General features: G+C 66.1%; 30 protein-coding genes and 2 tRNA genes. 28 read left to right on the top strand and 4 right to left on the bottom strand.

The features are described from left to right. The first annotated feature begins 793 nt into the window (after window positions 1-793). Window positions 794-2335, top strand: coding sequence for an RNA-directed DNA polymerase (locus ACRDSK_RS05710; RefSeq protein WP_431438870.1), 1542 nt, complete (start codon window positions 794-796; stop codon window positions 2333-2335). A 177-nt stretch (window positions 2336-2512) separates the two neighbouring features. Here the strand turns inward: ACRDSK_RS05710 and ACRDSK_RS05705 are convergent, their stop codons facing one another. After that, window positions 2513-2935: an NUDIX hydrolase gene (locus ACRDSK_RS05705; protein ID WP_431438869.1), complete on the bottom strand. Its 423-nt coding sequence runs from the start codon at window positions 2933-2935 to the stop codon at window positions 2513-2515. A 167-nt stretch (window positions 2936-3102) separates the two neighbouring features. Here ACRDSK_RS05705 and ACRDSK_RS05700 point away from each other — a divergent pair, with 167 nt between their 5' ends. The 12 genes from ACRDSK_RS05700 to ACRDSK_RS05645 all read left to right on the top strand — a co-directional run bounded on the left by ACRDSK_RS05700 (window position 3103) and on the right by ACRDSK_RS05645 (window position 11892). Further along, window positions 3103-3405, top strand: coding sequence for a putative quinol monooxygenase (locus ACRDSK_RS05700; RefSeq protein ID WP_431438868.1), 303 nt, complete (start codon window positions 3103-3105; stop codon window positions 3403-3405). 3 nt (window positions 3406-3408) lie between these two features. After that, entirely contained in the window at window positions 3409-4617 is a 1209-nt protein-coding gene (locus tag ACRDSK_RS05695) for a helix-turn-helix domain-containing protein (RefSeq protein ID WP_431438867.1), read from the top strand. A 124-nt stretch (window positions 4618-4741) separates the two neighbouring features. Continuing rightward, a complete protein-coding gene (locus ACRDSK_RS05690) occupies window positions 4742-5197 on the top strand; it encodes a hypothetical protein (protein ID WP_431438866.1) in 456 nt (151 codons plus the stop codon). Next, window positions 5194-5460 carry a hypothetical protein gene (locus ACRDSK_RS05685; RefSeq protein WP_431438865.1) on the top strand — a complete coding sequence of 89 codons (267 nt, stop codon included), beginning with the start codon at window positions 5194-5196 and terminating at the stop codon, window positions 5458-5460. Before ACRDSK_RS05690 ends, ACRDSK_RS05685 begins: the two co-directional genes overlap by 4 nt. After that, window positions 5457-6284, top strand: coding sequence for a DUF5753 domain-containing protein (locus ACRDSK_RS05680; protein WP_431438864.1), 828 nt, complete (start codon window positions 5457-5459; stop codon window positions 6282-6284). Before ACRDSK_RS05685 ends, ACRDSK_RS05680 begins: the two co-directional genes overlap by 4 nt. Window positions 6285-6615: 331 nt before the next feature. Continuing rightward, window positions 6616-8094, top strand: coding sequence for an FtsK/SpoIIIE domain-containing protein (locus ACRDSK_RS05675; RefSeq protein WP_431438863.1), 1479 nt, complete (start codon window positions 6616-6618; stop codon window positions 8092-8094). Then, window positions 8091-8501, top strand: a complete 411-nt coding sequence (locus ACRDSK_RS05670; RefSeq protein WP_431438862.1) for a hypothetical protein — start codon at window positions 8091-8093, stop codon at window positions 8499-8501. Before ACRDSK_RS05675 ends, ACRDSK_RS05670 begins: the two co-directional genes overlap by 4 nt. Then, entirely contained in the window at window positions 8498-10069 is a 1572-nt protein-coding gene (locus tag ACRDSK_RS05665; protein WP_431438861.1) for a replication initiator, read from the top strand. Before ACRDSK_RS05670 ends, ACRDSK_RS05665 begins: the two co-directional genes overlap by 4 nt. Window positions 10070-10078: 9 nt before the next feature. Next, entirely contained in the window at window positions 10079-10294 is a 216-nt protein-coding gene (locus tag ACRDSK_RS05660) for a helix-turn-helix domain-containing protein (RefSeq protein WP_431438860.1), read from the top strand. 131 nt (window positions 10295-10425) lie between these two features. Beyond that, a complete protein-coding gene (locus ACRDSK_RS05655) occupies window positions 10426-11064 on the top strand; it encodes a site-specific integrase (protein WP_431438859.1) in 639 nt (212 codons plus the stop codon). 3 nt (window positions 11065-11067) lie between these two features. After that, the gene (locus tag ACRDSK_RS05650) at window positions 11068-11427 is read left to right on the top strand and encodes a tyrosine-type recombinase/integrase (protein ID WP_431438858.1); all 360 of its coding nucleotides are present in this window, start codon (window positions 11068-11070) and stop codon (window positions 11425-11427) included. An 84-nt stretch (window positions 11428-11511) separates the two neighbouring features. Further along, the gene (locus ACRDSK_RS05645; RefSeq protein ID WP_431438857.1) at window positions 11512-11892 is read left to right on the top strand and encodes a hypothetical protein; all 381 of its coding nucleotides are present in this window, start codon (window positions 11512-11514) and stop codon (window positions 11890-11892) included. 898 nt (window positions 11893-12790) lie between these two features. On the opposite strand, the gene ACRDSK_RS05640 is transcribed toward ACRDSK_RS05645, so the two are convergent. After that, window positions 12791-13663 (bottom strand): glycosyltransferase, encoded by an 873-nt coding sequence (locus ACRDSK_RS05640; protein WP_431438856.1) that lies wholly within the window; start codon window positions 13661-13663, stop codon window positions 12791-12793. Continuing rightward, window positions 13653-14504: a GntR family transcriptional regulator gene (locus tag ACRDSK_RS05635; RefSeq protein WP_431438855.1), complete on the bottom strand. Its 852-nt coding sequence runs from the start codon at window positions 14502-14504 to the stop codon at window positions 13653-13655. The genes ACRDSK_RS05640 and ACRDSK_RS05635 overlap by 11 nt, the downstream gene beginning before the upstream one ends. Before the next feature lie 116 nt (window positions 14505-14620). Between ACRDSK_RS05635 and ACRDSK_RS05630 the strand changes: the two genes are divergently transcribed. The 11 genes from ACRDSK_RS05630 to ACRDSK_RS05580 all read left to right on the top strand — a co-directional run bounded on the left by ACRDSK_RS05630 (window position 14621) and on the right by ACRDSK_RS05580 (window position 23480). After that, window positions 14621-14833, top strand: a complete 213-nt coding sequence (locus ACRDSK_RS05630) for a hypothetical protein (protein ID WP_431438854.1) — start codon at window positions 14621-14623, stop codon at window positions 14831-14833. Further along, window positions 14830-15141 carry a WhiB family transcriptional regulator gene (locus ACRDSK_RS05625; RefSeq protein WP_431438853.1) on the top strand — a complete coding sequence of 104 codons (312 nt, stop codon included), beginning with the start codon at window positions 14830-14832 and terminating at the stop codon, window positions 15139-15141. Before ACRDSK_RS05630 ends, ACRDSK_RS05625 begins: the two co-directional genes overlap by 4 nt. Then, on the top strand, window positions 15141-15467 hold the full coding sequence (locus tag ACRDSK_RS05620) for a hypothetical protein (protein ID WP_431438852.1): 327 nt from the start codon (window positions 15141-15143) through the stop codon (window positions 15465-15467). The genes ACRDSK_RS05625 and ACRDSK_RS05620 overlap by 1 nt, the downstream gene beginning before the upstream one ends. Continuing rightward, window positions 15464-16411 (top strand): hypothetical protein, encoded by a 948-nt coding sequence (locus ACRDSK_RS05615; RefSeq protein ID WP_431438850.1) that lies wholly within the window; start codon window positions 15464-15466, stop codon window positions 16409-16411. Before ACRDSK_RS05620 ends, ACRDSK_RS05615 begins: the two co-directional genes overlap by 4 nt. Further along, window positions 16411-18741 carry a cell division protein FtsK gene (locus ACRDSK_RS05610; protein WP_431438849.1) on the top strand — a complete coding sequence of 777 codons (2331 nt, stop codon included), beginning with the start codon at window positions 16411-16413 and terminating at the stop codon, window positions 18739-18741. The genes ACRDSK_RS05615 and ACRDSK_RS05610 overlap by 1 nt, the downstream gene beginning before the upstream one ends. A gap of 233 nt (window positions 18742-18974) precedes the next feature. Beyond that, window positions 18975-19643: an HNH endonuclease family protein gene (locus ACRDSK_RS05605; protein ID WP_431438847.1), complete on the top strand. Its 669-nt coding sequence runs from the start codon at window positions 18975-18977 to the stop codon at window positions 19641-19643. 28 nt (window positions 19644-19671) lie between these two features. Continuing rightward, entirely contained in the window at window positions 19672-20619 is a 948-nt protein-coding gene (locus ACRDSK_RS05600) for a bifunctional DNA primase/polymerase (protein WP_431438846.1), read from the top strand. Continuing rightward, window positions 20616-20846 carry a hypothetical protein gene (locus ACRDSK_RS05595; RefSeq protein WP_431438845.1) on the top strand — a complete coding sequence of 77 codons (231 nt, stop codon included), beginning with the start codon at window positions 20616-20618 and terminating at the stop codon, window positions 20844-20846. The genes ACRDSK_RS05600 and ACRDSK_RS05595 overlap by 4 nt, the downstream gene beginning before the upstream one ends. After that, entirely contained in the window at window positions 20843-22009 is a 1167-nt protein-coding gene (locus ACRDSK_RS05590; protein ID WP_431438844.1) for a DUF3631 domain-containing protein, read from the top strand. The genes ACRDSK_RS05595 and ACRDSK_RS05590 overlap by 4 nt, the downstream gene beginning before the upstream one ends. After that, on the top strand, window positions 21997-22239 hold the full coding sequence (locus ACRDSK_RS05585; RefSeq protein ID WP_431438843.1) for a helix-turn-helix domain-containing protein: 243 nt from the start codon (window positions 21997-21999) through the stop codon (window positions 22237-22239). The genes ACRDSK_RS05590 and ACRDSK_RS05585 overlap by 13 nt, the downstream gene beginning before the upstream one ends. Then, window positions 22239-23480 (top strand): tyrosine-type recombinase/integrase, encoded by a 1242-nt coding sequence (locus ACRDSK_RS05580; protein WP_431438842.1) that lies wholly within the window; start codon window positions 22239-22241, stop codon window positions 23478-23480. Before ACRDSK_RS05585 ends, ACRDSK_RS05580 begins: the two co-directional genes overlap by 1 nt. A gap of 93 nt (window positions 23481-23573) precedes the next feature. Here ACRDSK_RS05580 and ACRDSK_RS05575 read toward each other — a convergent pair. Next, window positions 23574-23647, bottom strand: a tRNA-Gly gene (locus ACRDSK_RS05575). Between the two features lie 70 nt (window positions 23648-23717). On the opposite strand from ACRDSK_RS05575, the gene ACRDSK_RS05570 reads away from it, so the two are divergent. The 4 genes from ACRDSK_RS05570 to ACRDSK_RS05555 all read left to right on the top strand — a co-directional run bounded on the left by ACRDSK_RS05570 (window position 23718) and on the right by ACRDSK_RS05555 (window position 26635). Further along, window positions 23718-23794: transfer RNA gene (locus tag ACRDSK_RS05570), tRNA-Pro, on the top strand. 101 nt (window positions 23795-23895) lie between these two features. Further along, window positions 23896-25257 carry a trigger factor gene (gene tig / locus ACRDSK_RS05565; protein WP_431438841.1) on the top strand — a complete coding sequence of 454 codons (1362 nt, stop codon included), beginning with the start codon at window positions 23896-23898 and terminating at the stop codon, window positions 25255-25257. Between the two features lie 131 nt (window positions 25258-25388). Further along, window positions 25389-25979, top strand: a complete 591-nt coding sequence (locus tag ACRDSK_RS05560; protein ID WP_431438873.1) for an ATP-dependent Clp protease proteolytic subunit — start codon at window positions 25389-25391, stop codon at window positions 25977-25979. A gap of 26 nt (window positions 25980-26005) precedes the next feature. Further along, on the top strand, window positions 26006-26635 hold the full coding sequence (locus ACRDSK_RS05555; RefSeq protein WP_431438840.1) for an ATP-dependent Clp protease proteolytic subunit: 630 nt from the start codon (window positions 26006-26008) through the stop codon (window positions 26633-26635). Window positions 26636-26665: the final 30 nt, after the last annotated feature.

Below are 26665 nucleotides of genomic sequence, written 5' to 3'. Positions count from 1 at the left end.
GGAGCGGCAGCCGGCCGTGCCGCGATGGATGCGGTCCACGTTGCCAGGGCGACGGGCACAGCGCGCCGCCGCCGGCGGCGCGCCTTGATCCCATAGAGCCAATTTCTGCAGTGTCAAGTGTCGCGGCTGGGAGGTGCGTTGGTGGCTCAAGATAAAGGAACAGGCCAACCGGACGCCAGTCCCATCGGAGCCGGCAAACCGAAAGTCGACGTGGAGAGCGCTGATCGAATTGCGGTCGACATTAGCTTGGCGGAGTACAAGAGTCTTAGGGACGAGATTCTGAAGAAGATGGACAATCGAACAGCGTTGATTGTCTCTTCGATAACGGTCAGTTCGGCCATCATCGGCTTCGGTGTCGAACGTATGAGTGGGCCCTTGCTTTTGGTCGCACCACTAGTATCAGTACTTCTCGGTCTGCTCGTTGTGCACCACAACTTGCAGATTGGGGAATTATCAATGTATGTGAGGGACGAAATCGAAACGGGTCTGGCGAAGAGGTACCCGGCAAGTATTGGGTGGCATGGTGGACGGACGAAGTTTCGCGTTCAGTTCAGGCATAGAGTGTTGTCGTACCATCTGCCATTGATTTTGATAACTGTCGCACCGGCGATGGTGAGTTTTGCGTTAGCTTGGCCGCATCGCGATCCGCTCGCCCTAACGATTCCGTTGGGCGCGACAAGCCTGTTGCTGCTTGTCGTTTACGTGAGGCACATAATCTGCTACCGAGATCGGATCTAAAATGGCTACTGAAGGCGCGTTATGCCGGTAGCCCGAAAACTATGGAGCTTGCGCAATGGATTGGCTCAACGCGCTGGACTTCGAACAAGCTCTTTCGAACGTTCGGAAAGATCTAGTTGGCGACTGGTACAAGGATCCGTGGAACTGGCCTGAGTACGACAGTTTGAGCCAGGATGACTGGAGCATTCTGGTTCGGCGAGCGAGGGCGGAAGGTGTGCGGCGCGTCTCGCAAATTGATGTCCCGAAAGAGAATTTCGCAATTCGTCCGGCCATGATAATGGAAGCCGTTGACCGAGTACTTTATCAAGCACTCGCTGACCGCCAAAGCAAGAGTCTAATCGGTTCTTTGAATACGTGGGTGTTTGGCTGGCGCTTGCCTAGATCTGAGCCGTCGGCCGGACGATACTCCCCTAACAGAACCGAGTGGGGACTGTATCGAAGCGCGCTGAGCGATTTCGTGATCTTTAATGATGTTGGCCTCAAGACGGACATTGTGTCATGTTTTGCTTCGATCTCGATCGAGCGGGTCATCGAGGATATTGAACGTGTGGCTGGGGGAAATGAAGTAACTGGTCGGCTGAGCGACATGCTTGAGGCCTTTGATGGCATACCAGGCCGTCGCGGGCTCCCGCAACGATCCAAAGCATCTGCAACCTTGGCAAACATGTATCTCCAAAGAATTGATCGGGTTCTGCGAGAGCATGAATTGACACATCCATCGACTGGAATGTTCTCCGTTCTGTCAGCTTCTGGTGGTGTTACGCGCTGGATGGATGATCTTTGGATCTTCGGATCAGATCACGGGGACCTGCGGTCTGTGCAGCTGGATGTTCAGAAGGCGGCTCGTGATGCAGGCCTTGAGATGAATATGGGCAAAACGGAAGTACTTGATGGGGAGGAGTTGCAGAATGTCGCGTTGAGTATCCAACATAGCGCAGTCGATGACGCGTTGGATGATGATGATCCTGATTTCGCCCCTCTGGAGGAATTGATTGACAAGATCGTAGCGGACCCAGAGCGTGCTGATAGAACATCGATTCACTTTGCGCTCACTAGGATGCGCGATCAAAAGCTGGTGACACGGCAGGAAGAGCTAATCGAGACAGCGCATCGCATGCCGCATGCCGCAGATCACCTTGCACGCGCGTTTCGCGACTTGAAATTGTGGCGCGAACTACAGGATTGGTATCTTGAATATTATCGAGGGCCTTGGTCAATCGAGTGGAGCGTTGCCAGTCTGGGAGCGATGTTTCCTTCTCGAGGCGGTGTGCGAGATGACATCCATGAAGCGATGGCCGACTTTCTTATGTCAGGACCGTCGCTTCCGTTGTTTGCGTTGGCGGCGCAGCGGCTCGCGTCATGGGATGCCGAAAAGGCAAGGGAAGTGATCCGGGCGGTGTTACCACATGCCGACCATCCACACGAACGACGCGTGCTTGGCCTGGCTGCGTTGTTGGCGTCCGATGAACGTCAGTTCATTCGTGAGATTCTACGCGAATATGAGGAGAATGCAGTGACGTTGCGAGTGATAGAAAGGCGCAAATTCCGCCCGATAAAGCCAGCGCCAGACTTCGGAGCGGACACCATTCGGGAATAGTTGAGTAGGCGCACCATCACACGATGTAGGTCGACCGGCTGAGACACAGCCAGCGCTCCGTTCTAACGGTGACCACGATTCTGTTCGCCGCAGTAGCGTCCGAGCTGTGGAAGTGATCGACGTGGGCCGTCCCCTTGACGAACCAGAATCGGGCGTCCAGAAGCGTCGGCCAGTCGCTTAGGTGAGCGCGGATCCGTCGTGATGGCGAGTCTTGCACCCATCGGTCAACGCGTCTGTGACTCGCACTGCGTAGGCCTCGCTCATCAGCGCGGTGGCAGCTGACGGCACGACCCATGCGACGCTCGCTGCCTCCGCTGTTTCCCGAGGACTGCCGGCGACCTGTGAGCATCTGAATACCAGTGCGACGACCCCTCGCCTCATGTTCTTGTACACGCCGGTTAGGCGATCAACTTCGACGAGCACGCCTGTCTCTTCGAGAACTTCGCGCTTGACGCCCTCCTCGAACGTCTCGCCCAGCTCCAGGACTCCGCCGGGCGGCTCCCAGTTGCCGTTGTCGCGACGTTGGATCAAGAGAACGCGATCTTGGTCGTCCACGACGATGCCAGCGACGCTGACAGAGTGCATAGGGGTGTCCGGCATCCACTCGCTCCCTCCGGGTTGTTCGGTCAAGCACGATTCTGCGATCACGTCGAGGGCGGGCCGGCGCGAACGGGGTTGCGGGCACCACCCCAGGCTTGACCTGTCGCACTCGGAGTGTCAGCTAGTACTATTAGTCTTGGTCGACACGTGATAGCACTAGGAGACACATGTTTGCGCTGGTTGTACGGTTCTACCTTCGTGACGAGGAGGCAGCGGCGGGCTTCGATGAGCTGGTTGCCGAGACGGCTCCCAAGATCCAGTCTGAGGAGCCTGGGACGTTGATCTACGCGGTACACAGGGTGAAGGATGCGCCGCTGTCCAGGGTGTTCTACGAGCTGTACGAGAGCCGGGAGGCGTTCGACGCGCACGAGCAGCAGGAGCACACGAAGAAGTTCCTCGCCGAACGTGAGCAGTACCTGACTGGAGCTCGTGTCGAGTTTCTGGAACCGCCAACCGGCAAGGGCGTGTGAGCGATGTTGCCCGGTGACTCGAAGGCGCTGGGGCGACGGGTTGCGTTCCATCGCAACAAGCGGGGGCTGTCGCAGAAGGAGCTCGGCGCGCGGATCAGCCGCTCTGAGAGCTGGGTGAGTCAGGTCGAGCGAGGGGCTCGCACGATCGATCGCATGTCGGTGCTGGAGACGTTGGCCGACGCTCTGGAGGTGCCGGTCGGCGAACTGGCGCCAGAGTCGAACGTCGTCGCGGCGACAACTCAGCGGCCGCGAGCTGCCAACACTCTGAGTCTCGCCCTCTCCTCCAGTGACGCGCTGCGGGCTGTGCTGTCCGACAGTGAACCGGTTGACGTCGACCGCCTGGGTGATGAGGCAGTGAAGGCTTGGGACTTCGTGCACGGTGCGCAGTACGACGACCTTGGCAAGCTCCTCGACAGGCTCATCCCTGAACTCGAGTACGCGGCTCGCAAGACCACGGGAGTGGACAAGCAGCGGGTCTGCGTGGCGAAGGCCAAGGCCTATCACGCCGCGGGCGGCATGCTCTCCAAGCTCAACGAGCCGGCGGCAGCTTGGGTGGCGGTAGATCGCGCGATCTCCGCGGCTGAGGAAGCTGACGATCCCTTACTGATGGCCGAAGGCGCGTTCCGGCTCTCCATCGTCTTTCAGGGGTCGCGGCGCTTCGACCTGGCGATCAGAACGGCCGAGACGGCGGCGGAGGCGCTCGGCAGGCTTGTCGACGTCGGCGAGGAGGAAGCCGTCGCGTTGCGCGGTGCGCTTCATCTCCAGCTGGCGGTCGCCTCGGCCAAGACCAACGATGGCGATACGGCCTACGAGTACCTACGCAGGGCGAAGGAAGCCGCGAGCCAGTTAGGCGTCGACCGCAACGACTACAACACTGAGTTCGGTCCGACCAACGTGTTGTTGCACGAGGTCAACGTGGCGGTGGAGCTTGGCGACGCCGGATTCGCGCTGCGTATCGCCGAGAAGGCGGACACTCGCCGGCTGTCGCCGGAGCGTCGATGCCGTCTTCTCATCGACGTGGCGCGGGCACATGCGCAACGTCGTCAACCTGACGCCATGGTCGCCACCTTGCGGCAGGCGGAGGCGATCGCACCGGAGCAGGTGCATGGACATCAGATTGTCCGCGAGCTCGTCACTGATGCGCTCCGAGCTGGCCATGGTGACCACGCTGACCTGCAACGACTTGCGGAGGATCTGAACCTGACTCATTGACCCGCACTTTTTCTGCGGAACTCGCACTACGAATGTTGACCAGTACTAGAAGTGCGGGTACCTTGAACTCGTGGCCCCAGTGGGCGTGGCGAGAAGCGAGTTCGAGGAAGCAGAGGTGCAAGCAATGGCTGTCCCGCATGGCATGCGGTTTGAGATCCCGTTCGACGTGATGTTTCCGCAGGGCGCCTACTTGATGGGCGACATCCAGCCGCTGACCGAGTACCAGTCCCAAGAGGACAAAGCGCGCAACCGTCCTGTTCGGCCTCGGATCGACGAGCAGACCGGGCGCCGGCTCTACCGAGCGACGATCGCCGATCCGGCTGCCGAGAAGGAGCGCGACAAGTCGATCGCGGTGGAGATCGCGGCCGATGTGCAGCCGGTGCCGCCCGAGGCAGTGGGCAGCCTGCCGTTCCGCCCGGTGGTGCTGGAGGGCCTGACGGTTCAGCCGCGGGCCGAGACATCCGGTCAGGCGAAGTGGATCACGTGGGTGGTCCGAGCTACTGGCCTGCGTGCGGTACAGGCCTCGACGCCGAATCGCGGCTCGGCGAAGGCGAACGAGTCGGGGAAGTCGGCGGCATGACCGAGTACAGCACCGCCTACCAGGTTGCCTGCGCGCCCGGACCGGAGGCGACGGCCGCAATGTTGCGGATGCCGGAAGGTCTGCCGGTGCTGGTCGTATACCTGGACCCGGTGAACATGACCATCCAGTGCCCGCCAACCCACGTCGGCGCTCCCGAACTGGCTCGGTTCTGCCGGGACCTGGCTCGGGAGGCAGCCCGGTTCGCCGCTGAGATCGACCCGGCCGGCGAACTGGGTCCTCGGCACGCGTTGAGGACCCGGTGACATCAACAGTGACTGACCTGGGAGCCATCAGTCCGGCCGTGGCCCGCCGCAGGGTAGCCCGGCAGGTTCGCGTCATGCGTGAGCACGCCCGGCTGACCTTGGACGAGGCGGCGCCACGGCTGGATCTGACTCGCAGTGCGTTGCATCGGGCGGAGTCCGGTGGTTCGCAGGTGAGTGTGCATCTGGTGCGCAGCATGATGGATCTCTACGACCAGTACTCGCCGGAGCTGCTGGACACGGTGCGGGCGGCTCGTCGGCGTGGGTGGTGGCACGGCTACCGGATCACCGACGTGGACTACGTGGCTTGGGAGGCTGGGGCCTCTCAGGTTTGGGAGTTCGCCGTGGCCCGTGTGCCGGAGCTGGTGCAGACCGAGGACTACGCCCGCGCACTGCTGACCGACTCCGAGGATCTGCGCGCGGAGCTGGCGGCACGGCACATCCGTCAAGGCCAACTGACTGGTGCGGCCGGTCGGCTGGCGATGTCGGTGGTGGTAGACGAAGCGGCGCTGCACAACCAGGTCGGTGACCGCATGGTGATGCGGGCACAGCTCGATCGGCTTGCCGAGTGCTCGGCCGTGGCGGGTGTGTCACTGCGGGTGCTTCCCGCTGCGGCGGGGGCGCAGATGCGTGCGGGCGGCTTCCGGCTGCTCGACTTCGATCACCCGGACGATCTTCCGGTGGTGTTCCTGGAATCGGCTGTCGGTGTGCTGCGAGAGGAGGGTGAGGAGCGGGTCGCCAGTGTGCGGCGGGTCTTCGACTCGATCACTGCAGCGGCGTTGCCTGTCGAGGAGACGCGGGCGTTCATCCAGCAACTAGCTCACTAAGTCCTGAATAGACACAAGAAACGCACGCAGGGGACGTGTGGCGATGACGCACGTCTTTGTTGTGCTGCAAGGAATCCGTAGACGCAGAAGCGGAACGCTGGCTACCAACCTTGTCCGCTCCTGCGCTGTCCATCCCAAGGGAATGAACAATGACAAGGCTAGAACGAAACCAGTCCGTCACGCCAGTCCGGGTCCGCCCGCGCTGTGCGGCGTGCAAGCGGTTCGCTCGGCTGTCGCCTGGCGAGTCTCGGTGTGATCGGTGCCGGGGTGTGCTTCCGCTGGAGTTCGGGCGGGGTGGTCGGTGATGGGCCGACCGAAGGATTCGCGGTGGGTGGATCCGGCGCCGTTGGAGGTGTCGCGGCCGCGGTTGCCGTGGTGGACCTTGCTGCCGGGATGGGTCAAGTTCGTGATCTCGCCGGCTGTCGTGGTGTGGCTGGTGTGCTGGCTGGTCTGGCAGGCCGGGCGGGTCGTGTACCGGTACCCGCTCTCGCTCGCGTTGCTCGCGGCCGGCTGGTGGTCCTACTCCGGGCTCGGCGTCTGGTGGGTATGCGCGTTGCTCGTCCTGGTGTTGACGGCGCTGGGCCTGTGGTGGTGGCGGCACCGGTCCTCGTTTGAGCGGTTCGCGCTGCGGCGGATCCGGACGGAGTTCCGCCGGCTGTTCGTCTATGCCTGGGAGTGGCGCACGGTGATGCGGCTCTCGGAGTTGGCCAAGGACAAGCGCGGGAAGGAGTACCGCCCGACGCTCGGGCGGGTTCGTGCCGAGGGCTGGCGTGATGTCGTGCGGGTGCGGATGATCCGCGGCCAGGCACCCGAGCAGTGGGAGCTGCACGCCTCCGGCCTGGCGCACTCGTTCGGCGCGCAGTCGTGTCGGGTGCGGGTCGTGAAGCCGGCCCGGCTGGAGCTGGACTTCATCCACTCCGACCCGCTGGCCTTCTCGATCCCGGTGCCGGCTCTGGCCGAGGACACGGCCGGGGTGGATCTGCGGCGAGTGGCGATCGGGCGGACCGAGGCCGGCAAGCCCCTGCGGCTACAACTGCTCGGCACGCACGTGCTCACCTGCGGGGTCTCCGGTGCCGGTAAGGGCTCGCTGCTCTGGGCGGTGGCCTGTGCGTTGGCTCCGGCGATCAAGGCCGGGCACGTCCGCATGTTCGGGATCGATCCGAAGGGTGGGATGGAGCTCGGTCAGGCCCCGGAGGTGTTCGAGCAGGTCGTCTACGACAACGGCTCCCGCGCGGTGACCCTGCTGGAATCGCTCGCGCAGGAGGTCAAGCGCCGGGCCGAGTCCTACCGAGGTAGGCGTCGCATGTGGACAGCAGAGTCCGGAGACCCGTTCCTGCTGCTGGTGGTCGACGAGCTGGCCGACGTGATCGCCTACCAAACCGACCGCAGCCTCCGTGATCGCGCGACGCGGGCCGTGCAGGCGATCACCTCGCAAGGACGCGCGCCGGGTGTCTGTGTTCTCGGGCTGCTCCAAGATCCGCGCAAGGAGATCATCGCTTTCCGGCACCTGTTCTCGACCCGGATCGCCATGCGGCTCGATGAGCCGGCCCAAGTGGACATGGTGCTCGGTGACGGGGTGCGCCAGCGAGGTGCGGCCGCGCATGAGATATCGGAGAACACGCCCGGAGTGGCCTGGGTGAAGGAAGACGGCAAGCGGGAGCCGGTACGGGCTCGGGTCTTCCACGTCACCGACACCCACCTCGCCCAACTCGTCACCTTCCTCACCGGACGCACCGCGGTGCAGTCGTCGGCTGAGGTCGTCGCCTTCCCGAACACCCATCAGACCGAGCGCACCGGAGGTGCCGCATGAACAGCTCAGCCAACTTCCTGCCCCTGCTCGACTCGCTGCACACCCTGCTGCGCGACTACCCAATCCACGCCGACATGTGCTCGATCGAGGTCAACGTCGAGACCTCGGAGCGGCCGGCGGTGCTGGTGCAGCTCGCCGAGACCGACCTGACCACCACCGCGCGGGGGCTCCTGGAGTGGCAGCGCACCCTCGCCGAGGGAGACATCTTCGCCTCGCGCACCACCGACGGCATGACCCTGCACCTGGGCGTGTCCGGGCACCTCGACACCGACAACACCCTCGTCGAGGTCTGGGGCGAAGCGCCCTACGACGAGCCGCTGATCGGCGCCGGCCTGCAGCCCGGCGAGCGGGTGTCACTGCCGTTCGAGGAGCTGGCCGTATGGGCGGTCGGACTGGTGGGCCGATGAGCGGGCGGACCCGAGCTGACCGCATGGCGATGCCGCTCGCGATCGACGTCGTCACCGCGGCGGCCGAGCAGCATGGCGTGTGTGTGCGGCCGTTCACCATGGAAGTGGGCGACCTCGACACCGGCGAACTCCGCCACATCGCCGTGCCGTGCGGGTCCACAGTGGAGACGCAGTGTGGGCCCTGCGCGCGGAAGGCGCGGGCGCTGCGAATCGCACAGTGTCGCGAGGGATGGCATCTCACCGAGGAGCCGGACTTCACATCGAAGCCACCCTCGGAGGACCACAAGGCGCTGCTCACGCTGCGCGCGGACCTCGTGGCTGGGTACCGGGCTGCCGACGGGGCCGACGTGGACGAGCTACGGGAGGAGATCCGCTCGGTCGATGAGGAGCTTCGGCAGCTCGGCATGCGTGGCCGGCTGCCCTCCCCGGATCTGCCGGAGAAGGTCGCGCCGAAGCGGTCGACCAAGCGTCGACAGGACGCACCGGATCTGCCCCGCAAGCGGGTCGAGCGGCGGACCGTGGGCCGGGAGTTCGCTGGGCGGTTCCGGCCCTCGATGTTCGTCACGCTCACCTGTGACAGCTACGGGCGGGTGCGCCAGGACGGGACTCCCGTTGATCCGTCTACATACGACTATCGGCGGGCTGCGCGGGACGCTGTGCACTTCGCCGCGCTCGCTGATCGTTGGTGGCAGAACCTGCGCCGCTGCGTGGGCTGGGATGTGCAGTACTTCGCCACCGTCGAACCACAGAAGCGGGTAGCTCCGCACCTGCATGCGGCGATTCGTGGGTCGATTCCGCACGAGCTGCTGCGCCAGGTGACCGCGGCGACCTACCACCAGGTGTGGTGGCCGGCCCACGATGAACTGGTCTACGGCGGTGATCGTCTGCCCACCTGGGACGGTGAGCGATTTGTCGACCCGGAGACTCGGCGACCTGTCACCACGTGGACAGAGGCACTCGACGACATCGAGGAGCCGGCCCATGTTGTCTCCTTTGGACGGCAGGTGCACTCCAAGGGCATCCTCGGCGGCTCCGACGAGGCCGGCCGGCACATCGGCTACCTGACGAAGTACCTAACCAAGTCCCTGGGTGAGGTCGTCGAGGCCGACTCGGAGCGACAGCGGGCGCACCACGACCGGTTGCATGACGAGCTGGCCGTCACGCCGTGCTCGCCTCGGTGCGCGGTGTGGCTGCTCTACGGCATCCAGCCGCTAGGGGTGAACTCCAGGATGACGCCGGGGCACTGCAAGGGCCGGGCACATCGGCGGACCACGCTCGGGCTCCCCGGCCGGCGAGTGCTCGTGTCGCGGAAGTGGTCGGGCAAGACACTCGCCGACCACAAGGCCGACCGGCGGGCCTTCGTCCTGGAAGCGCTCAAAGAGGTCGGCATCGAGAAGCCGGCCGAGGAGCCCCGCCGGCTGGTCTGGCACAAGGTCCAGCCCGGAGACCCCAACGTGCCACCGAGAGCGCACCTACTCATGCACGCGATCTCCGAGCGGATCCGGTGGAGAGCCGAGTACGACAGAGCGCTACTCGCGGCGGGCGATCTTTCGGCAACGGCGGCATAGGGGGCGACGGTGAAGAAGTATCTGACGGTCGACGAGGCGGCCGAGTACCTCGGAACGGGCGTGCGGTTCGTGCGGCGGATCATCGCTGAGCGGCGGATTCCGTTCCACAAGGTCGGGAAATTCGTGCGGTTGAAGATCGACGACCTGGACGCGTTCGCGGAGGCCGGTCGGGTTGAGGCGTTCGATCGGTCGGCGGTTCGGCGGCACATCAGGCGGGCGTCGTGAGTGCGCGGCGGAGGTTCGGGAGAGTTCGGCAACTTCCGTCGGGGCGGTGGCAGGCGCGGTATCCGGGGCCGGACGGTCAGCTGCGGTCGGCGCCGCAGACGTTTGCGCGGAAGGGCGACGCCGATCGGTGGTTGTCGGCAGCTGAGACGGACCTCGGGCGCGGCGACTGGGCGGATCCGGAGGTCGGGATGGTGCCGCTGGGGGAGTACGCCGCCACCTGGATCGAGGAGCGGCCGGAGCTGGCGGTCCGGACTGTGGAGCTGTACCGCGGTCTGCTGCGGCTGCACATCGAGCCCTACATCGGGCACGTGATGTTGGCCCAGCTCACCCCGGCTCGGGTGCGGACGTGGCGGAAGGAGCTGCTCGACGCGGGCGCCAGCTCGTCGACGATGGCGAAGGCGTACCGGCTGCTCAAAGCCGTGATGAACACCGCGCATCTCGACGACGAGCTGGTGAAGGCGAACCCGTGCCGGATCAGGGGCGCGGGCAAGGAGGACGCGCCGGAACGGCCGATCGCGACGATCGGACAGGCGCTCACGGCTGCTGACGAGATCAAGCCGCGGTACCGGCTGATGGTGTTCCTGGCGACGTTCGCGAGTCTGCGGTTCGCCGAGATGATCGGGCTGCAGCGGGGTGACTTCGACCTGGTCAAGGGTGTCGTGCACGTCCGGCGGCAGGCGATCCAGACGAACGGCGGGAAGATCCTCGTCACCGACCCGAAGTCGGAGGCGGGCAAGCGGCGGGTCACGGTGCCGCCGTTCGTCGTCTAGGAGATGCGCCAGCACCTGGATCGGTGGGTCGGGCCGGCCAAGTCGGCCTGGGTGTTCGTCGGGCCGAAGGGCGCTCTCCTGACGCGGGGCAACTTTCACACGATCTGGTCCAAGGCCCGCGAGAAGGCCGGCATCCCCGGTCTGCATCTCCATGACCTGCGGCACACCGGCAACACGCTGGCGGCCGAGACCGGGGCGACGCTCAAAGAGCTGATGGTCCGGATGGGTCACGCCTCCACCCGCGCTGCGCTGATCTATCTGCACGCCCGAGAGGAGCGTGACCAGGCGATCGCGCAGGGCATCGAGGACATGGTCCGCAAGGAGAAGGGGCACGGAGGGGAGGTCAAGGAGGGCGAGGCGTGATGTCCGTAGGCGATCGAGTGCGGCCCTTGGCCTTCGAGAAGCAAGTGATGTTGCTGCCCCGCTTGCGCTCTTCACGGAGGAGGGATGGCTGCCCAATTGAGTAGCCCGGATTGGTGGAGTCTGATGATGCCGGCAGTGACGGTCACCGTCCCGGACGCCCACGACGCACGAAACAACTTCCACGCGAAGGCACGCTGGGCATCGGTGGACGAGGTACGGAGTCCGACCGACGCTGCTGCGATGGAGAGCACGGCGGACAGTGCGGCGAACGCACTGAAGATGATCGTGGGCCACATCCGGCTCTCCTTCTCCACCTTGAAGATCAAGATGAAGCGAGAACCTTCGGGGCCCGCTCCGCTTCATACACGTATGGGCACCAAGATCACAAGGAGTGTAGACACGGCTACACAGGGGGTCGTTGAGCTGCCTGCAACCGCCGGCATGTCTCGTGAGCTGGGTAAATGAGTGCATGGTCGCTACAAAAGATCAGATTGCGTTAAGCTCAATGGGAGCAAGCGAAACGAGTACGTCAGAGTCCTAACGGGGTTGACGTCCTCGTTGGCGTACCTGCAGAGCCCGCCATCGCAAACAGGCTCCCGCCTTGCTCGCGGCTGCCTGCGACGCCTTGCCGCGGAGATCTGAGGAGTGATCAGGTGTCGGAGGGCACGCGGGGGGCACGACGGCCGAAATGGACGCCGATTGACGTCCAAAGAGGAGGGTCCGCAAGCCGTTGACCTGCAGGAAAAGAGTGGAGCGGGTGACGGGAATCGAACCCGCATGACCAGCTTGGAAGTTGAGGGACATGCAGGCACGTTGACCAGGCGAAACGTCTACCAGCACGTTCCTGTTAAGTCTGCCCGCGAGTCCCCGCTATTCCCCTTAGATTCCCGCCCCGTCTGGCACGGATCTGGCACGGATCTGGCACGCCCCAAACGGTGCTCGCTCCGCTCGCCGATCTCTTCATGCCCGGCATGCGCCAGCACCGACCGAGGTGCCGCCGGCCGCCTCACCCCGCCGAAGTCGGTTACATCGGTTACATCGGTTACATACCTGGTCAGAGGGGTCGCGACGCGGTTACCGGCCCGGTTACTGCGGTTACACCTGCTTGCCGCTGGGAACACAAGCGCTGCAACAGCCTGGGCCGGGCTGTTGCAGCGTTCTTCCTCGCGGTGTAACCGACGTAACCGGGCCGGTAACCGTCGGACACCTGCCCTGACCTGCGGCGTTACTGGTGTAACCGATGTAACCGACTTTCCGGGGGAGACCGTGAGATGTAACCGCAGTAACTGAGTCGGTAACTGAGTCGCACATGCCCTGACCTGCGGTGTTACCGGTGTAACCGATGTAACCGACTTTCCGGGGGTCAAGCCAGGTGCCCAAGCCGGGTTCGCAGCTCCGTGATCGAAGCGTTGAGCGCCCGCCGCTCGTATTCCCGTGGGTCGTGCTGCTGCGGGTCATAGCCGTCCACCAAGTCCTGTACCGCGCGAAACCACGCGTCAAGGCGAGGGCGCGCAGCCGGTAGAAGTCGGCCACGTTCAACGGCGTTGGTTGCAAGCAACTCGTAATCCATCGCCAACAACTCAGGCTTTGGACGAAGCGGGTTGAACCAGTCATCAGCCAGCACAGGACGTAGCCGTTCAGCGTGCTCATTCCAATGCAATACAAGCGCTAGGTCCGCCGTGAAATTGTCCGGAAGCGATTCCGGCCAAAGCTCGCGCGTCGCAGAGCGTTGTCCCGACCACGGCGTTGATCCTGCCTTTGGTAGCAACTCGGGGAACAGGTGGCCCGCTACGGGCGCAAAAAATGCATGCAACCATTGGTCCGGATAAATCGGCCGCCAGTAGAGATCGGCAATTGTGGCGTCCGCGATGCCCTGCAATAGCGGTTCCACCAGTAGTGCGACAAGTGGCACAGCCCCATAGTAGTCAAGATCACCGTCCACCAGGCAGACTATGTCCCCATTAGCCTTTTTAACTCCCTCCTTGATGGCCGCACCCTTGCCGATCGGTGCAATAATCACCTCAGCGCCACACTCGTGAGCAACTTCTGCCGTGGAGTCCGTGCATCCGCTAGCGCTCACGATCACTTCGCCTGGCGTATCCATGTGACGCAGTCCAGCTCTCGCCGCCTCAATCACATTCGCGATAGTCGCGGCTTCATTGTGGGCCGGAATCACAACGGATATATTGGCGGACCTTCGTTCCAGAGTGCGCGCGTGGACCTTCTCAATGGTCATGCGCTGCCTCCAGCTCCTGCGGAGTCCACCGCTTTAGCTGCTCGACATACACAATTTCCGTCCTATCCACCGGATAGGTGGCATCTGACATCTCTACTACTTTCTCGGAGATGTCTATAGATTTGCTACGTACATGCAACAGCGGTACCCCTGGCTCCATGCGCCACTTCTGCCTATCACCCGGCGTCGGCTGTATCGCTGTCACTTTTCGCATAAAGCGGTCAATTTCAATCCCCACAGTAAAGAGTTGATGCTGATGACCACCCGGCCACGGCTCTTTTGTCTCATCAAGTAGATCGGGGTTTTCCTTGATGTATTCGACTGGAATATACGACACGCTCCACGCGATGCGCGCCCCGGAATCCTTGTCCGTCATCTCATAGGTTCGTTGGAGCATTTCCGTGCCGACAGGCAACTCAAACTCTTGCGCAATCTCCGGTGTTGCAAGAACGCGATTATAGGACGCAGACGAGTCCGTGTCGTCGATCGGAATTCCAGCGATCAATTCGACCGCACCTCGCTTGCGGCGCTCGCCTATTGGTCGCAGAACCATATCCTTCTGCACTTGACTCCAGTCCGAGGACAAGGTCAGCGAACGCCTGACGGGCGGTTGCCGGACCGTCGCCGATTTTCCCCGCCCTCCCGATAGCCGTCCTTCTTCCATCAGGACAGCGATGGCGCTTCGAGCGGAGCCAACGGAGCAACCCCATTCGTCGGCCAGGGAGCTTGCGGACGGGATCGCATCACCAGGAGCTAGCTCCCCCGAGGTGATCCGCGCGCGAAGCGCGTCCGCGATCTGTAGGTGCACTGGAACGGTGCCGGTGGTCGGTTCGTGCTGCATGCGGGCCAGTCAACCAGATAGTTCGCAGGTTCGCTAGCGAACCTCTTGCGCTCCGCCGCTCAGTCGGCTACGTTCGCCACCTAGCCAGTTCGCTAGCGAACTAACGAGGAGTGGTGATGGACAGCAGCAACCAGGCTCTCTACGGGGCGGACGGCCTCTCTGACCTGGACCTTTTGGCATCCGCCCTGCAGGACGCGATGGACGCGCACCGGCAGGGTGTGGTCGTCGGCCCGGCGGTGGACGAGGTGGCTTTGGCGCGTGCGGCGCGCCGGGCGCGTCGGCGTGACGCGGCGCGTGCGCTGCGCACGGTTGTGGGCGGTGCGGCGTGAGGGGCGGCCGTCGCACGGAGGGTGCGGCCTCTCTGTGGGACCTGCTGAACCTGGGCTCACCGGACAACACCGACTGGATGCGGGCCGGGCTGTGTGCACAGACCGACCCGGAGGAGTTCTTCCCCGGCAAGGGGAGCGACGTCCGCGCGGCCAAGGCTGTGTGCGCCGGGTGCCCGGTGATTGACCAGTGCCGGGCGTACGCGCTGGGCCGCTCGGACCTGTCGGGCATCTGGGGCGGCACCAGCGAGCGAGAGCGGAAGATGCTGCGCCGCCAGGCTTCCGCCGCGTCGGATCGGCAGGTGGCGTGATGACTGACAACCCAACCGTGATGCTCGTTCTGGTCGGGCTCGCCGCGCTCGGTGTGCTGTTCGGGATCACCGCGTCCCGCCGGGCCGCGAAGAAGGCCGCGAAGGGTGTGCGGGAGGTCAACCGGCTGACCGCGATGGCGTTCCGCACGGTCCTGTTCGCCGGGGTGATCACCGGCGTGCAGTGGCTGGTCACGCACTACGCCACCGACCCCCGCGTCATCGTGCCGACGCTGGCCGTCCCGGCCCTGATCGGCGCGTTCCAGCTCGCCCGCATGTTCGCCGTGACCGAAGTCGTCTACAGCCGCCGGGGAGGTAGCCACCGATGAACACCCCAACCAAGCCGCAGGACGCACAGCACGTGCCGCTGTCCGAGGTGGACAAGCTCCGCCAGGACGCACGCATCGCCGCCGAGAAGCGCGCGTTGCAGACACACCCGGACGTGGTGGCGCTGCGAGTGGAGCGCACCCGGTCGCAGGTGGACGGTCTGATGTGGGCCGGTCTGCTGCTCGGACTCGCGTTCACCATGGTCAACGTTCAGACCTTCGCCGCCGGTGGCGCGTCGGTCGGCTCGCTGCCGTGGGTGGCCGCGTGGCTGCTGGACCCGATGGTCTCCCTCGTGCTCATCGCCGTGCTGCGAGCGGAGCAGGTCACCGCGCGGTGGCAGGTGGACATGCGCACCGCCGGTACCGGCCCGTGGGTCAAGCGCACCAAGGTGTTCGCGTTCCTGGCTACCTACACGATGAACACCTGGCAGTCCTGGAGTGAGGGGCACGTGGCCGGGATCGTGCTGCACTCCGTGCCCCCGGCCATGGTCTACCTCGCCGCCGAGACCGGCCCGATCCTGCGTGATCGGCTCACCGAAGCGGTGCTGTGTGCCGCCCGCATGCTGAACGCCACGGCGAACGATGCGACCACCGCGCCACTGAACGGCACGCCGTCCACGTCGGACACGACCGCTCCGGCGACCGTCGAACGGCAGACCGCCCGGCCGCGCAAGTCGTCGCCCCGGACGGGCAGCACGACGGCCGGCAAGCCGCGCCGGGTCTCGCGCGAGGAGTACGCCGACCGTGCGCGCGCCGCGTACCGGCCGGGCGTGGTCATCACCCCGGCGTGGGTGCGCGAGGCCGTGCCGGAGATCTCGCGCGGCACGTCGAAGGTCGTCGCCGACCTGCTCAACGCCGAACTGTCCCACCACACCCAACCGACCGCCGTGCCGCACCCGGCGCCGACCCCCGCTGACCAGGCCACCGAGCAGGAGAGGGCTGCCTGATGTCCACCACGACCGTGCACACCCCCGACCCGTACGACGACCACGACCACCGCCACGGCCACCACGACGGCAGGGAGAGCAACACCGGCATGCCTGACGCGACCATCGTGCCGATGCCCCGACGCGAGCACGGCCCGGAGTCACAGCCGACCGTCGTTGACGGTGAGTTCACCGAGGTTCGCGACGCGACCGACCCGGCCGCCGATCCCGTGACCGACGACAGCGACACGAACGGCGACGCGGACGGTGTTCGTGAACCGTTGCCGGTGGATCTGCCGGAGCGTTCGGTGCCGCGTTCGCTGGACGTTCGCGTGCGGGACGCGGCGAACGGGCAGCGGCGTTCGGTGATCGCGCCGTGGCTGCGTTCGCGAACCGAGTTCACCCAGACCGCGAAGTGGGCCGCCGACCACACCACGCATGTCACCGCGTACCACACGGTGCGGCTGCCCCTGTACGCGTCCAAGCTCGCGCTGCGTGCCCCGTGGGGTGCCTGCAAGGCCATCGGCTACACCGGCGCGTGGATGCTCGACATCGAGGGTTCCCCGCTGCGCCAGGACGCCGTACGGCGGGGCGACGGCGAGCTGTACCTCAAGCTCGCCCGTGAACGCTCCGAGCGCGTACGTGGCCGCATCGGCGTTGTGGTGTTCGCGACCATCGCCACCATCGCCGGAGTGCTCGTGCTGTGGGGGTTCGGCCCGGTGTGGGCACAGTGGCTCGCCGTGGCCGCCGTACTCGGTGGGCTCGGGTGGTTGGGCACCCCGTCGGACAAGCGCGTCGCCGGGCGTGCCGTGGTGACCACCAAGGCGCAGAAGCTCACCAGTGATGTGGTCGTGCGGGCGCTGGCGTCGCTGGGCATCGCCCAGATCAACCAGGCCGTCGCCAAGGGCGGCACGGGGATCACCTTCCCGGCCCCGATCGTGCGCGACGGTCCCGGCTGGCTGGCCACTGTGGACCTGCCGTACGGCGTGGTTGTCACCGACATCATGGAGCGCCGGGACAAGCTCGCGTCCGGGCTGCGTCGCCCGCTCGGGTGCGTGTGGCCGGAGCCGGAGTCCGAGGAACACGCCGGGCGGCTGCGGCTGTGGGTCGGTGACCAGGACATGAGCCAGGCCAAGCCCGCGCCCTGGACGCTGGCCAAGGCGGGTAAAGCGGACATCTTCGCGCCGGTGCCGTTCGGTGCTGACCAGCGCGGACGTGCGGTGTCGTTCCTGCTCATGTTCGCCAACCTCTTGATTGGCGCGATGCCCCGGCAGGGCAAGACGTTCGCGCTGCGCATCGTCCTGTTGGCCGCCGCCCTGGACCCGTCCGTGCAACTGCGGATTTTCGAGCTCAAGGGCACCGGGGACCTGTCCGGGCCGGGTGAGAAGTGCGCGCACCACTACGGCACGGGCGCCGATGACGCCACGCTGGAGGCATGCCTGGAGTCGTTGCGGGAGGTCAAGCGCGAGCTGGACACCCGCGCGAAGACCATCCGGGAACTGCCCCGGGAGGTGTGCCCGGAGAACAAGGTCACGCCAGAGTTGGCGCGCCGCAAGGGTTTGGGGCTGCATCCGGTGGTGTTCGCGATCGACGAGTGCCAGGAACTGTTCAGCCACCCCAAGCTGGGCCAGGAAGCCGCTGACCTGTGCGTGCCGATCATCAAGCGTGGCCCGGCGCTGGGGATCATGCTCGTGCTGGCCACCCAGCGGCCGGACGCGAAGTCGCTGCCCCCGGCCGTGGCGGACAACATGGCGTTGCGGTTCTGCCTGCGGGTGATGGGGCAGGTCGCGAACGACATGGTGCTCGGGACCAGCGCCTACAAGAACGGCATCCGGGCCACCATGTTCGGGCACAAGGACAAGGGCATCGGCCTGCTCGTGGGCAACGCCGACGACCCGCAAATCACCAGGTCGGCCTACGTGGACGGCCCGGACGCGGACAAGATCGCCGACCGCGCACGGGCGATGCGCGCCGCCGCCGGGACGCTGACCGGCTACGCGGCCGGTGAGGAGACGCTGACCAGCGTCAACGACGGTCCGAACCTGCTCGCCGACCTGTGCGAGGTGTTGCCGGCCGGTCAGGACAAGGTGTGGTCGGAAACCGTGGTGGACCGTCTCGCCGACCTGCGGCCGGAGATCTATGGGCCGTGGGCAGAGCAGGACGGCAAGACCAAGTCCACCCAGCTCGCCGCCGCGCTCAAGCCCTACGGCATCACCACCTCGCAGACCTGGGGCAGCGGGCCGGATGGCAAGTCCGGCAACCGCCGGGGCATCGCTCGCGCGGACGTGCTCGACGCCTACCGCGCCACCCAGCGCGCCACCGACACGGCGGCCGAAGTCAACGGAGAGTAATCGGATCGGAGGGCTAGCGCGGGTGCTGGCTCTAGCACCCAGACCCGCTAGACCTAGCACCCCCGCTAGCGCCCTCCGCCACCTCTCACCAGGCAACTAACACCTAGCGCCTGACCAGGCGAAACCCCGGAAACAACCGCAAACCCCTCGACGAGACACCCCGCGCGGGACCTCGCCACGACCACGCACGCCCACACACCGTCACACACAGTGACAGAACAGGAATCAACGTCATGCGGACCACGACGACCACCACGACGACCATGACGGTGCTCGCTGCGCTCGCCGTCCTCACAGCCAGCGGGTGCGACCCGACCGCAGCGCTGCCGACCCCGGCCGCCGGGGCACAGTCGGCCCGGCCCGATCTCGCCGCGTCGCTGTCCGCGCTGCCGGTCCGTCCGGAGGACACCACCGCCCCGTACGACCGGGACGAGTGGGGCGACTGGGCAAGCCACGGCCACGGGTGCAACACCCGCGAGATCGTGCTCACCGAGCAGGGCCACGGCACCCAGCCCGGCTCCGGCTGCCGTCCGGTGTGCCCGCCGTCCGGTCCGGCGTGCTGGACGAGTCCCTACGACGGTGCCCGCATCCGCGACACCAGGCGGGTGCAGATCGACCACCGCGTCCCGCTCGGTGAGGCCGCCCGCTCCGGCGCGGCCGACTGGACCCGTGCGCAGCGGGAGCGGTTCTACAACGACCGCAACAACCTCGTGGCCGCGTCTGTCCACTCCAACACCAGCAAGGGCGACGACGACCCGGCCCGCTGGCGCCCCACCGACCGCGCCGCGTGGTGTGGCTACGCCACCGCCTACGTGACCACCAAACACACCTACGGCCTGTCCGTCGACCGCCCGGAGCGGGACGCGCTCGCCGCGATGCTCGCCACCTGCCGCCGGTCCTGAACTCGCGTCCACAGTGGAGGAACTGACGATGAGGAACCAAGCTCAGCTTGACGCGGCCGTGGCCGCGATCGAACGCGGCTGGTCGGTCTTCCCGCTCGCGGCCGGGCGCAAGCTGCCCGCACTGCACGGGGCGGACCGCTGCCCCCGGACCGGGGACTGCCACGACGGGCACCGCACCCCGGAACAGCGCGCGGTGTCGCACCTGACCGACCACGACCGCGAGCTGTGGGCAGCGCGCGGCTGGAACGTCGCCATCGCGACCGGGCCGTCCGGTCTGCTCGTGGTGGACCTCGACGTCCCCAAGCCCGACGACAAGCCCCGGCCCGACGCGTGGAACCTGCCGGGCATCAGGGAAGGGCTGGACGTGTTCGTCGCGGTGTGCAAGCAGGCCGGGCAGCCGGTGCCGTGGGACACCTACACCGTCCGCACCCCCTCCGGCGGCACGCACTTCTACTTCCTCGCCCCGGACGGGGTGGAGCTGCGCAACACCGGAGGCGACCGTGGGCGCGGACTCGGCTGGAAGGTCGACACCCGCGCGTGGGGCGGCCACGTCGTCGCGGCCGGGTCCGTTGTAGACGGACACGCCTACACCGTGGAGAACGACCGCGCACCCCGGCCGCTGCCTCAGTGGCTCTGTGAGCGCTTGTTGCCCGCTCCGCTACCTAACGTCCCGGCCGCTCCGGTTTCGCAGCTTCCTGGCCGCCGTGGGGCCTTCCTCGCTGCCGCTGTGCGTGGCGAGGTTGAGCGCGTCAGGTCCGCCACGAGTGAGCGGAATTGGGCGCTGTACCTCGCGGCCGTGGCGCTCGGGCAGCTCGTTGCGGGCGGCTCCCTGTCCGAACAGGACGTTCGCGCGGAGCTGATCAACGCCGCTGCCGGCCACATCGCGGCCGACCCCACATTCACCGAGCGGCAAGCCCACCTGACCATCACCTCCGGCCTGCGCGCCGGGGCCAAGCGTCCCCGGAGGGTCGCATGAGCACGATCCCGCGAGCCCTGAGCCCATGCCGCCCGCACCCGTGCTCTCGCGAGCACGCCGACCTGGTGCTCACGTTCCGGGAACTGGCCGAGTGCTGGCGTCTCGCGGCCGAGCATGCCACCGGCGGCTACCCGACCGACCTCGCGCTCTACCGCGAGTCCCACCCGGCACCCAAGTTCCGCGACTTCCTCACCCACTCCCGCACCAACAACCGGAGGGCAGCATGAGCACCCCGCTTCGCCTCGTGGAAACCGAGCACCTGACCGGCGCCGCCCTGCTGGACGCGATCACCGAGTTCGTCTCCCGGTTCATTGTGTTCCCTCACGAGCACTGCGCACCGATGCTCGCGCTCTGGTACGCCCACACCCACGCCGCTGCACAGTTCTACGTGACTCCGCGTCTGGTGATCTCCAGTGCGGAGCCGGGCAGTGGCAAGACTCTCGTCATCGAGGTTGGTCAGTACCTCGTGGCCAAGCCGGAAATGACAATGAACGCGTCGACCCCGGCCGTGTTCCGCATGGTCGCCAACAACGGTCCCATCACCCTGCTGTGGGACGAGGTAGACGCCATCTTCACCAACAACGGCGGGGGCGGCTATGAGGACCTGCGGGCACTGCTCAACGCCGGATACAAGCGCACGGCCTGCGTCGTGCGCTGTGTCGGCGACAGCCACAGCGTGCAGCGGTTCCCGGTCTACTCGCCCGTGGCGCTGGTCGGTTTGGCCGGAGGCATGCCGCCGACCATCACCACTCGTGCGGTCACCGTCCACATGCGCCGCAAGAAGAACACCGAAACGGTCGAAGAGTTCCGCGAGCGGATCGTCCAGCGTGACGCCGAACCGCTTCGGGACGCACTCGCCGCGTGGGTGGACAGCATCGCCGAGACGCTCGGAGAGGCCGAGCCGGAGATGCCGCCCGGCGTGGCCAACCGTGCCCGCGAGATCTGGGAACCGCTCCTGGCCATCGCCGACGCGGCCGGTGGCCACTGGCCACACACCGCCCGCCGCGCTTGCGCGCACTTCGTCCGGGAAGCCGACCGGCAACCCGTGACCATTGGCGTGCGACTGCTGACTGACCTGCACGCCGTGTTCTCCGAGCGCAACACAGACCGTCTGTCGACCACAGACATTCTCGCCAACCTCGTCATGCTCGACGAATCCCCATGGGGCGACATCAACGGACCTGGCCGACCAATCGACGCGCGTCGATTGGCCAAAGAACTCGCCCTCTACCACGTTTCCCCGGTGCCATTCCGCACTGCCGGGCAAATCACCAAGGGATACGTCACCTACGGCACGTCAAACCAACTGGGCCTGAATGACGCCTGGAGTCGGTACCTCCCGACCGAGGATGACTCCGCCGACGCCGAGGGGGAGTCATGGGAGCACTGAACCGCAACTCGAACAACGCCAGTGAGGGAGCGGAATTGCTCGGAAGGTTTCTGTCGGTCAAGCAGGTTGCCGAGATTCTCGGGACAACCGAGCGGTTCCCGCGTCGACTGATCGAAGAGCGGCGGATCGAATTCGTTCACATTGGTAGGCACGTGCGTATCGCCGAGAGTGTCCTTGCCGAGTTCATCGAATCGCAGACGGTGCCAGTCCGTGGTAGGAGGGCTGCGTAATGGGTGGAAACAACAAAGGTCGCAAGCGCCGATTCGGTAGCGTTCGAAAGCTGCCGTCTGGCCGTTTCCAGGCGCGCTATCTAGGGCCGGACGGTCTGCTGCGGACGGCAGAAGAGACGTTCCCGACTCAGACGGCCGCCGAACAACATCTAGTGGACCTCGAAGCCGAAATGCGGCGGGGCGAGTGGATTGACCCCGATGCCGGAAAGGTCAGTTTCCAGGAATACGCGGACAAGTGGATTAGTGAGAGAGATCTGGAGGACCGGACGCGGGAGCTGTACAGCGGATACCTGCGCAATCACATCGGCCCTGAGCTTGGTGGCATGTCGCTGTCGGAGCTATCGCCGCCGCGCATTCGCACCTGGCGTAAGGACTTGCTGGACGCAAGCGTCGGTGAATCCACCGTCGCGAAGTCCTATCGGTTCCTGCGCACCGTTCTCAACACGGCCGTAGACGATGAGCTGATCCGAAAGAACCCCTGCCGCATTAAGGGTGCTGGCCAGGAGTCGGCGGCTGAACGGCCGAGCGCGACCCTTGAGGAGGTGTTCGGCATTGCGGCGAGTATCCAGCCGCGCTATCGGGCGCTTGTGCTCCTCGCCGCATTCGGGCAACTGCGGTTTGGGGAACTGGTCGCGCTGCGTCGGGGTGACCTCACCATGCCGAAGCGCAGGAAGGCGACGGCGGAGGAGGTCGCGGCCGGGACCGATCCCGCCGCGCTGATCGATGACGGGACGCCAGTGCTCCGGGTGGATAGAGCACTCGCGCAGCTCGATAGCGGAGAGCAGAAGCTCAAGGGACCGAAGTCCGACGCCGGACACCGGACCGTGGCGCTGCCGTCCGCGATCCTGCCGGAGCTGCGCCTGCACCTCACCGCGACGGGGTACACCGACCCCGGTCCGGACGGGCGGCTGTTCCGTGGCCCCAAGGGGGCGACACCCCGGAGGACCAACTTCAACGGCATCTGGAAGGCGGCCGTACGCGCGGCCGGGGCGAACCCGGACCTGCACCTGCATGACCTACGGCACGCTGGCGCGACGCTCACGGCGCAGACGGGAGCCACGCTCAAAGAGATCATGTCGCGGATCGGCCACGCCAGCACCCGTGCCGCACTGATCTACCAGCACGCCACGAGCAAGCGCGACCACGAGATCGCCGCCGCTCTGGACGCCCTCATCCGCGAGGCCCGGAGGACCGCCCAGGAGGCCGACGACGGGGCCAATGAGGAGGGCTCCGCCGCCTGATCTGGCACGAATCTGGCACGAACGGGGATTTCGACACCCCATGACGAACGCCCAGGTCCACAGCGCACACTGTGTGACCTGGGCGTTTGCATGTGGAGCGGGTGACGGGAATCGAACCCGCATGACCAGCTTGGAAGGCTGGGGCTCTGCCATTGAGCTACACCCGCGGTGGCGCCGTGCCGAAACAGCCTAGCGTGCCGCGATACGCTGTCGGCGGATCCCCGGCCGTGGGGTCGACGGGCTGTGGCGCAGCTTGGTAGCGCATCCGCTTTGGGAGCGGAGGGTCGCAGGTTCAAATCCTGTCAGCCCGACCATCACACGGGCGCCCCGGCGCGCCCGCGACCTGGCGAGTTCCATACACTCGCGGGAGCCCGGCCGTGGGCGTGTCCGTCGCACCAGTTCCTAGGAGATCACGTTGAAGAGCACCGTCGAGCACCTGAGCCCCACGCGGGTCCGGATCAACGTCGAGGTGCCGTTCGACGAGCTCAAGCCCAACTTCGACCGCGCCTACCGCAAGCTCGCGAGCCAGGTGCGCATCCCCGGTTTCCGGCCGGGCAAGGCGCCCGCGCGGGTCATCGAGCAGCGCATCGGGCGGGCTCCCATCCTCGACGAGGTCGTCAACGAGGCCATCCCGGCCAAGTACTCCGAAGCGGTCACCGAGGGGGAGGTCCGGGTGCTGGGCCGCCCGGAGATCGAGGTCACCAAGCTGGAGGACCGCGAGATCCTCGAGTTCACCGCCGAGGTCGACGTCCGTCCGGACATCACCGTGCCGGCGTTCGGGGAGCTCTCCGTCACCGTCGAGGATGTCGAGCTCACCGACGACGAGGTCGACGAGCAGCTGAACGAGCTGCGCGCCCGCTTCGGCACGCTGACCGGCGTCGAGCGCGCGGCCGAGAACGGTGACTTCGTCTCGATCGACCTGTCCGCCACGGTCGACGGCGAGGAGGTCGAGGAGGCCCGCACCGCCGGCCTGTCCTACGAGGTCGGCTCCGGCGAGATGATCGAGGGCATCGACGACGCCATCATCGGCGCGAACGCCGGCGAGGAGAAGACCTTCACGACCAAGCTGGTCGCCGGCGAGCACGCCGGGCGCGACGCCGATGTCGCGGTCAAGGTCAACACCGTCAAGGTTCGCGAGCTCCCCGAGCCCGACGACGAGTTCGCTCAGCTGGCGAGCGAGTTCGACACGATCGACGAGCTCCGGGCCGACCTGCGCGAGCGCCTCACCCGCGTCAAGCGGATGCAGCAGGGCGTCCAGGCCCGCGACAAGGTCCTCGAGGCCCTCCTCGAGGTCACCGAGGTCCCGATGCCGGAGAGCGTGGTCGAGTCCGAGGTCGAGGTCCGCCAGCACGACGCGGTCCACACCTTCGACCACGACGACGAGCGCTTCAACGAGTTCCTTACCGAACAGGGCAAGACCCGCGAGGAGTTCGACACCGACATCCGCGAGGAGGCCGAGAAGGCCGTCAAGACCCAGCTGGTCCTCGACTCGATCGCCGACGCGGAGAACGTCCAGGTCGACGACAACGAGCTCACCGAGCGGATCATCTACCAGGCCCAGCGCTTCGGCGTCAGCCCGGACGAATACGTCCAGCGTGCCCAGCAGTCCGGCCAGCTCGGCGCGATCTTCGCCGACGTCCGCCGGGGCAAGGCGCTCGCCTCGGTGGTCCGCCTCGCGACGGTCACCGACGCCTCCGGCAACACCGTGGACCTCGACGAGCTGTTCGCCCCGCGCGAGCAGCAGGAGGAGCCCGCGTCCGCAAGTGCGGACCAGTGACGCTCTGAGCGAACGCGGCCCGTCCCGGGCATGCCGCCATGCCCACCTTCGTTAATGTCGGACGTGACACGAACCCAGGTCATAACCAGCGAAAGCAGGCACACGTGACGCAACCACTGCGGACGACGCCCATGATGCGGTCGGCGACCGCAGGGCTCACTCTGAACGACTCGGTGTACGAGCGGCTGCTTCGGGAGCGCATCGTCTTCCTCGGCTCCGAGGTGGACGACGACATCGCCAACCGGATCACCGCGCAGCTGCTGCTGCTGGCCGCCGAGGACCCGGAGAAGGAGATCACCTTCTACATCAACTCCCCGGGCGGGTCGGTCACCGCGGGCATGGCGATCTACGACACCATGGAACTCATCGAGCCGGACGTGGCCACCTGGGCGATGGGCATGGCCGCGTCGATGGGCCAGTTCCTGCTCTCGTCCGGCACCCCGGGCAAGCGCTACGCCCTGCCGCACGCGCGGATCATGATGCACCAGCCCTCCGGCGGCGTCGGCGGCACCGCGTCGGACATCGCCATCCGCGCCGAGATCCTCGGCAAGTGGAAGCTGGAGATGGCGGAGCTGACCGCGGACCAGACCGGCCAGACCGTCGAGCGGATCACCGCCGACGCCGACCGCGACCGCTGGTTCACCGCTGAGGAGGCCCGCGTCTACGGGTTCGTGGACCACGTGGTGACCCGGGTGAACTCCCCCAACGGCAGCCGAAACTGACCGGGCCAGATCGAGGAGACTTGACAGTGAGCGACTACGCCCCCCAGGCCCGGTACGTGCTGCCCTCCTTCGTGGAGCGGACGAGCTACGGGGTCAAGGAGTCCAACCCCTACAACAAGCTCTTCGAGGAGCGGATCATCTTCGTCGGCGTGCAGATCGACGACGCGTCGGCCAACGACGTGATGGCCCAGCTGCTCTACCTGGAGTCGGTCGACCCGGACCGCGACATCATCATGTACATCAACTCCCCGGGCGGCTCCTTCACCTCGCTGATGGCGATCTACGACACCATGCAGTTCGCCCGCCCCGACGTGCAGACCTACTGCCTGGGCCAGGCGGCCTCGGCGGCGGCCGTGCTGCTCTCGGCCGGCACCCCGGGCAAGCGGTTCGCCCTGCCCAACGCCCGCATACTGATCCACCAGCCCGCGATGGAGGGTGTCTACGGTCAGGTCTCCGACCTGGAGATCCAGGCCAACGAGATCCAGCGGGTCCGCCGGTTGATGGAGTCGACGCTGGCGCGGCACACGAACAAGTCAGCCGACGACATTCGAGTCGACATCGAGCGCGACAAGATTCTCACTGCCGACGAGGCGCGGGAGTACGGCATCGTCGACGAGGTGTTGCAGTACCGGAAGCTCTCCGCCACCAGGCCGTGAGGCGTTGTCCGGGCCCTGTTCGCAGGGTGG

Origin of the sequence: Actinophytocola sp., from assembly GCF_050699915.1 — a bacterium.
Lineage (GTDB): Bacteria > Actinomycetota > Actinomycetes > Mycobacteriales > Pseudonocardiaceae > Actinophytocola.
The sequence above is the reverse complement of the archived record's forward strand: the minus strand, read 5'-3'. Positions and strand labels throughout refer to the sequence as shown.

Excerpts from the sequence above, each read along its gene's own strand:
- ACRDSK_RS05710 (WP_431438870.1), top strand. The coding sequence starts at position 794 with ATGGATTGGCTCAACGCGCTGGACTTCGAACAAGCTCTTTCGAACGTT.
- ACRDSK_RS05615 (WP_431438850.1), top strand. The coding sequence starts at position 15,464 with ATGAACACCCCAACCAAGCCGCAGGACGCACAGCACGTGCCGCTGTCC.
- ACRDSK_RS05690 (WP_431438866.1), top strand. The coding sequence starts at position 4,742 with ATGGCTGTCCCGCATGGCATGCGGTTTGAGATCCCGTTCGACGTGATG.
- ACRDSK_RS05600 (WP_431438846.1), top strand. The coding sequence starts at position 19,672 with ATGAGGAACCAAGCTCAGCTTGACGCGGCCGTGGCCGCGATCGAACGC.
- ACRDSK_RS05630 (WP_431438854.1), top strand. The coding sequence starts at position 14,621 with ATGGACAGCAGCAACCAGGCTCTCTACGGGGCGGACGGCCTCTCTGAC.
- ACRDSK_RS05560 (WP_431438873.1), top strand. The coding sequence starts at position 25,389 with ATGATGCGGTCGGCGACCGCAGGGCTCACTCTGAACGACTCGGTGTAC.
- ACRDSK_RS05580 (WP_431438842.1), top strand. The coding sequence starts at position 22,239 with ATGGGTGGAAACAACAAAGGTCGCAAGCGCCGATTCGGTAGCGTTCGA.
- ACRDSK_RS05705 (WP_431438869.1), bottom strand. The coding sequence starts at position 2,935 with ATGCCGGACACCCCTATGCACTCTGTCAGCGTCGCTGGCATCGTCGTG.
- ACRDSK_RS05695 (WP_431438867.1), top strand. The coding sequence starts at position 3,409 with ATGTTGCCCGGTGACTCGAAGGCGCTGGGGCGACGGGTTGCGTTCCAT.
- ACRDSK_RS05685 (WP_431438865.1), top strand. The coding sequence starts at position 5,194 with ATGACCGAGTACAGCACCGCCTACCAGGTTGCCTGCGCGCCCGGACCG.
- ACRDSK_RS05640 (WP_431438856.1), bottom strand. The coding sequence starts at position 13,663 with ATGACCATTGAGAAGGTCCACGCGCGCACTCTGGAACGAAGGTCCGCC.
- ACRDSK_RS05585 (WP_431438843.1), top strand. The coding sequence starts at position 21,997 with ATGGGAGCACTGAACCGCAACTCGAACAACGCCAGTGAGGGAGCGGAA.
- ACRDSK_RS05610 (WP_431438849.1), top strand. The coding sequence starts at position 16,411 with ATGTCCACCACGACCGTGCACACCCCCGACCCGTACGACGACCACGAC.
- ACRDSK_RS05595 (WP_431438845.1), top strand. The coding sequence starts at position 20,616 with ATGAGCACGATCCCGCGAGCCCTGAGCCCATGCCGCCCGCACCCGTGC.
- ACRDSK_RS05620 (WP_431438852.1), top strand. The coding sequence starts at position 15,141 with ATGACTGACAACCCAACCGTGATGCTCGTTCTGGTCGGGCTCGCCGCG.
- ACRDSK_RS05670 (WP_431438862.1), top strand. The coding sequence starts at position 8,091 with ATGAACAGCTCAGCCAACTTCCTGCCCCTGCTCGACTCGCTGCACACC.
- ACRDSK_RS05650 (WP_431438858.1), top strand. The coding sequence starts at position 11,068 with ATGCGCCAGCACCTGGATCGGTGGGTCGGGCCGGCCAAGTCGGCCTGG.
- ACRDSK_RS05645 (WP_431438857.1), top strand. The coding sequence starts at position 11,512 with ATGGCTGCCCAATTGAGTAGCCCGGATTGGTGGAGTCTGATGATGCCG.
- ACRDSK_RS05665 (WP_431438861.1), top strand. The coding sequence starts at position 8,498 with ATGAGCGGGCGGACCCGAGCTGACCGCATGGCGATGCCGCTCGCGATC.
- ACRDSK_RS05700 (WP_431438868.1), top strand. The coding sequence starts at position 3,103 with ATGTTTGCGCTGGTTGTACGGTTCTACCTTCGTGACGAGGAGGCAGCG.
- ACRDSK_RS05635 (WP_431438855.1), bottom strand. The coding sequence starts at position 14,504 with ATGCAGCACGAACCGACCACCGGCACCGTTCCAGTGCACCTACAGATC.
- ACRDSK_RS05605 (WP_431438847.1), top strand. The coding sequence starts at position 18,975 with ATGCGGACCACGACGACCACCACGACGACCATGACGGTGCTCGCTGCG.
- ACRDSK_RS05590 (WP_431438844.1), top strand. The coding sequence starts at position 20,843 with ATGAGCACCCCGCTTCGCCTCGTGGAAACCGAGCACCTGACCGGCGCC.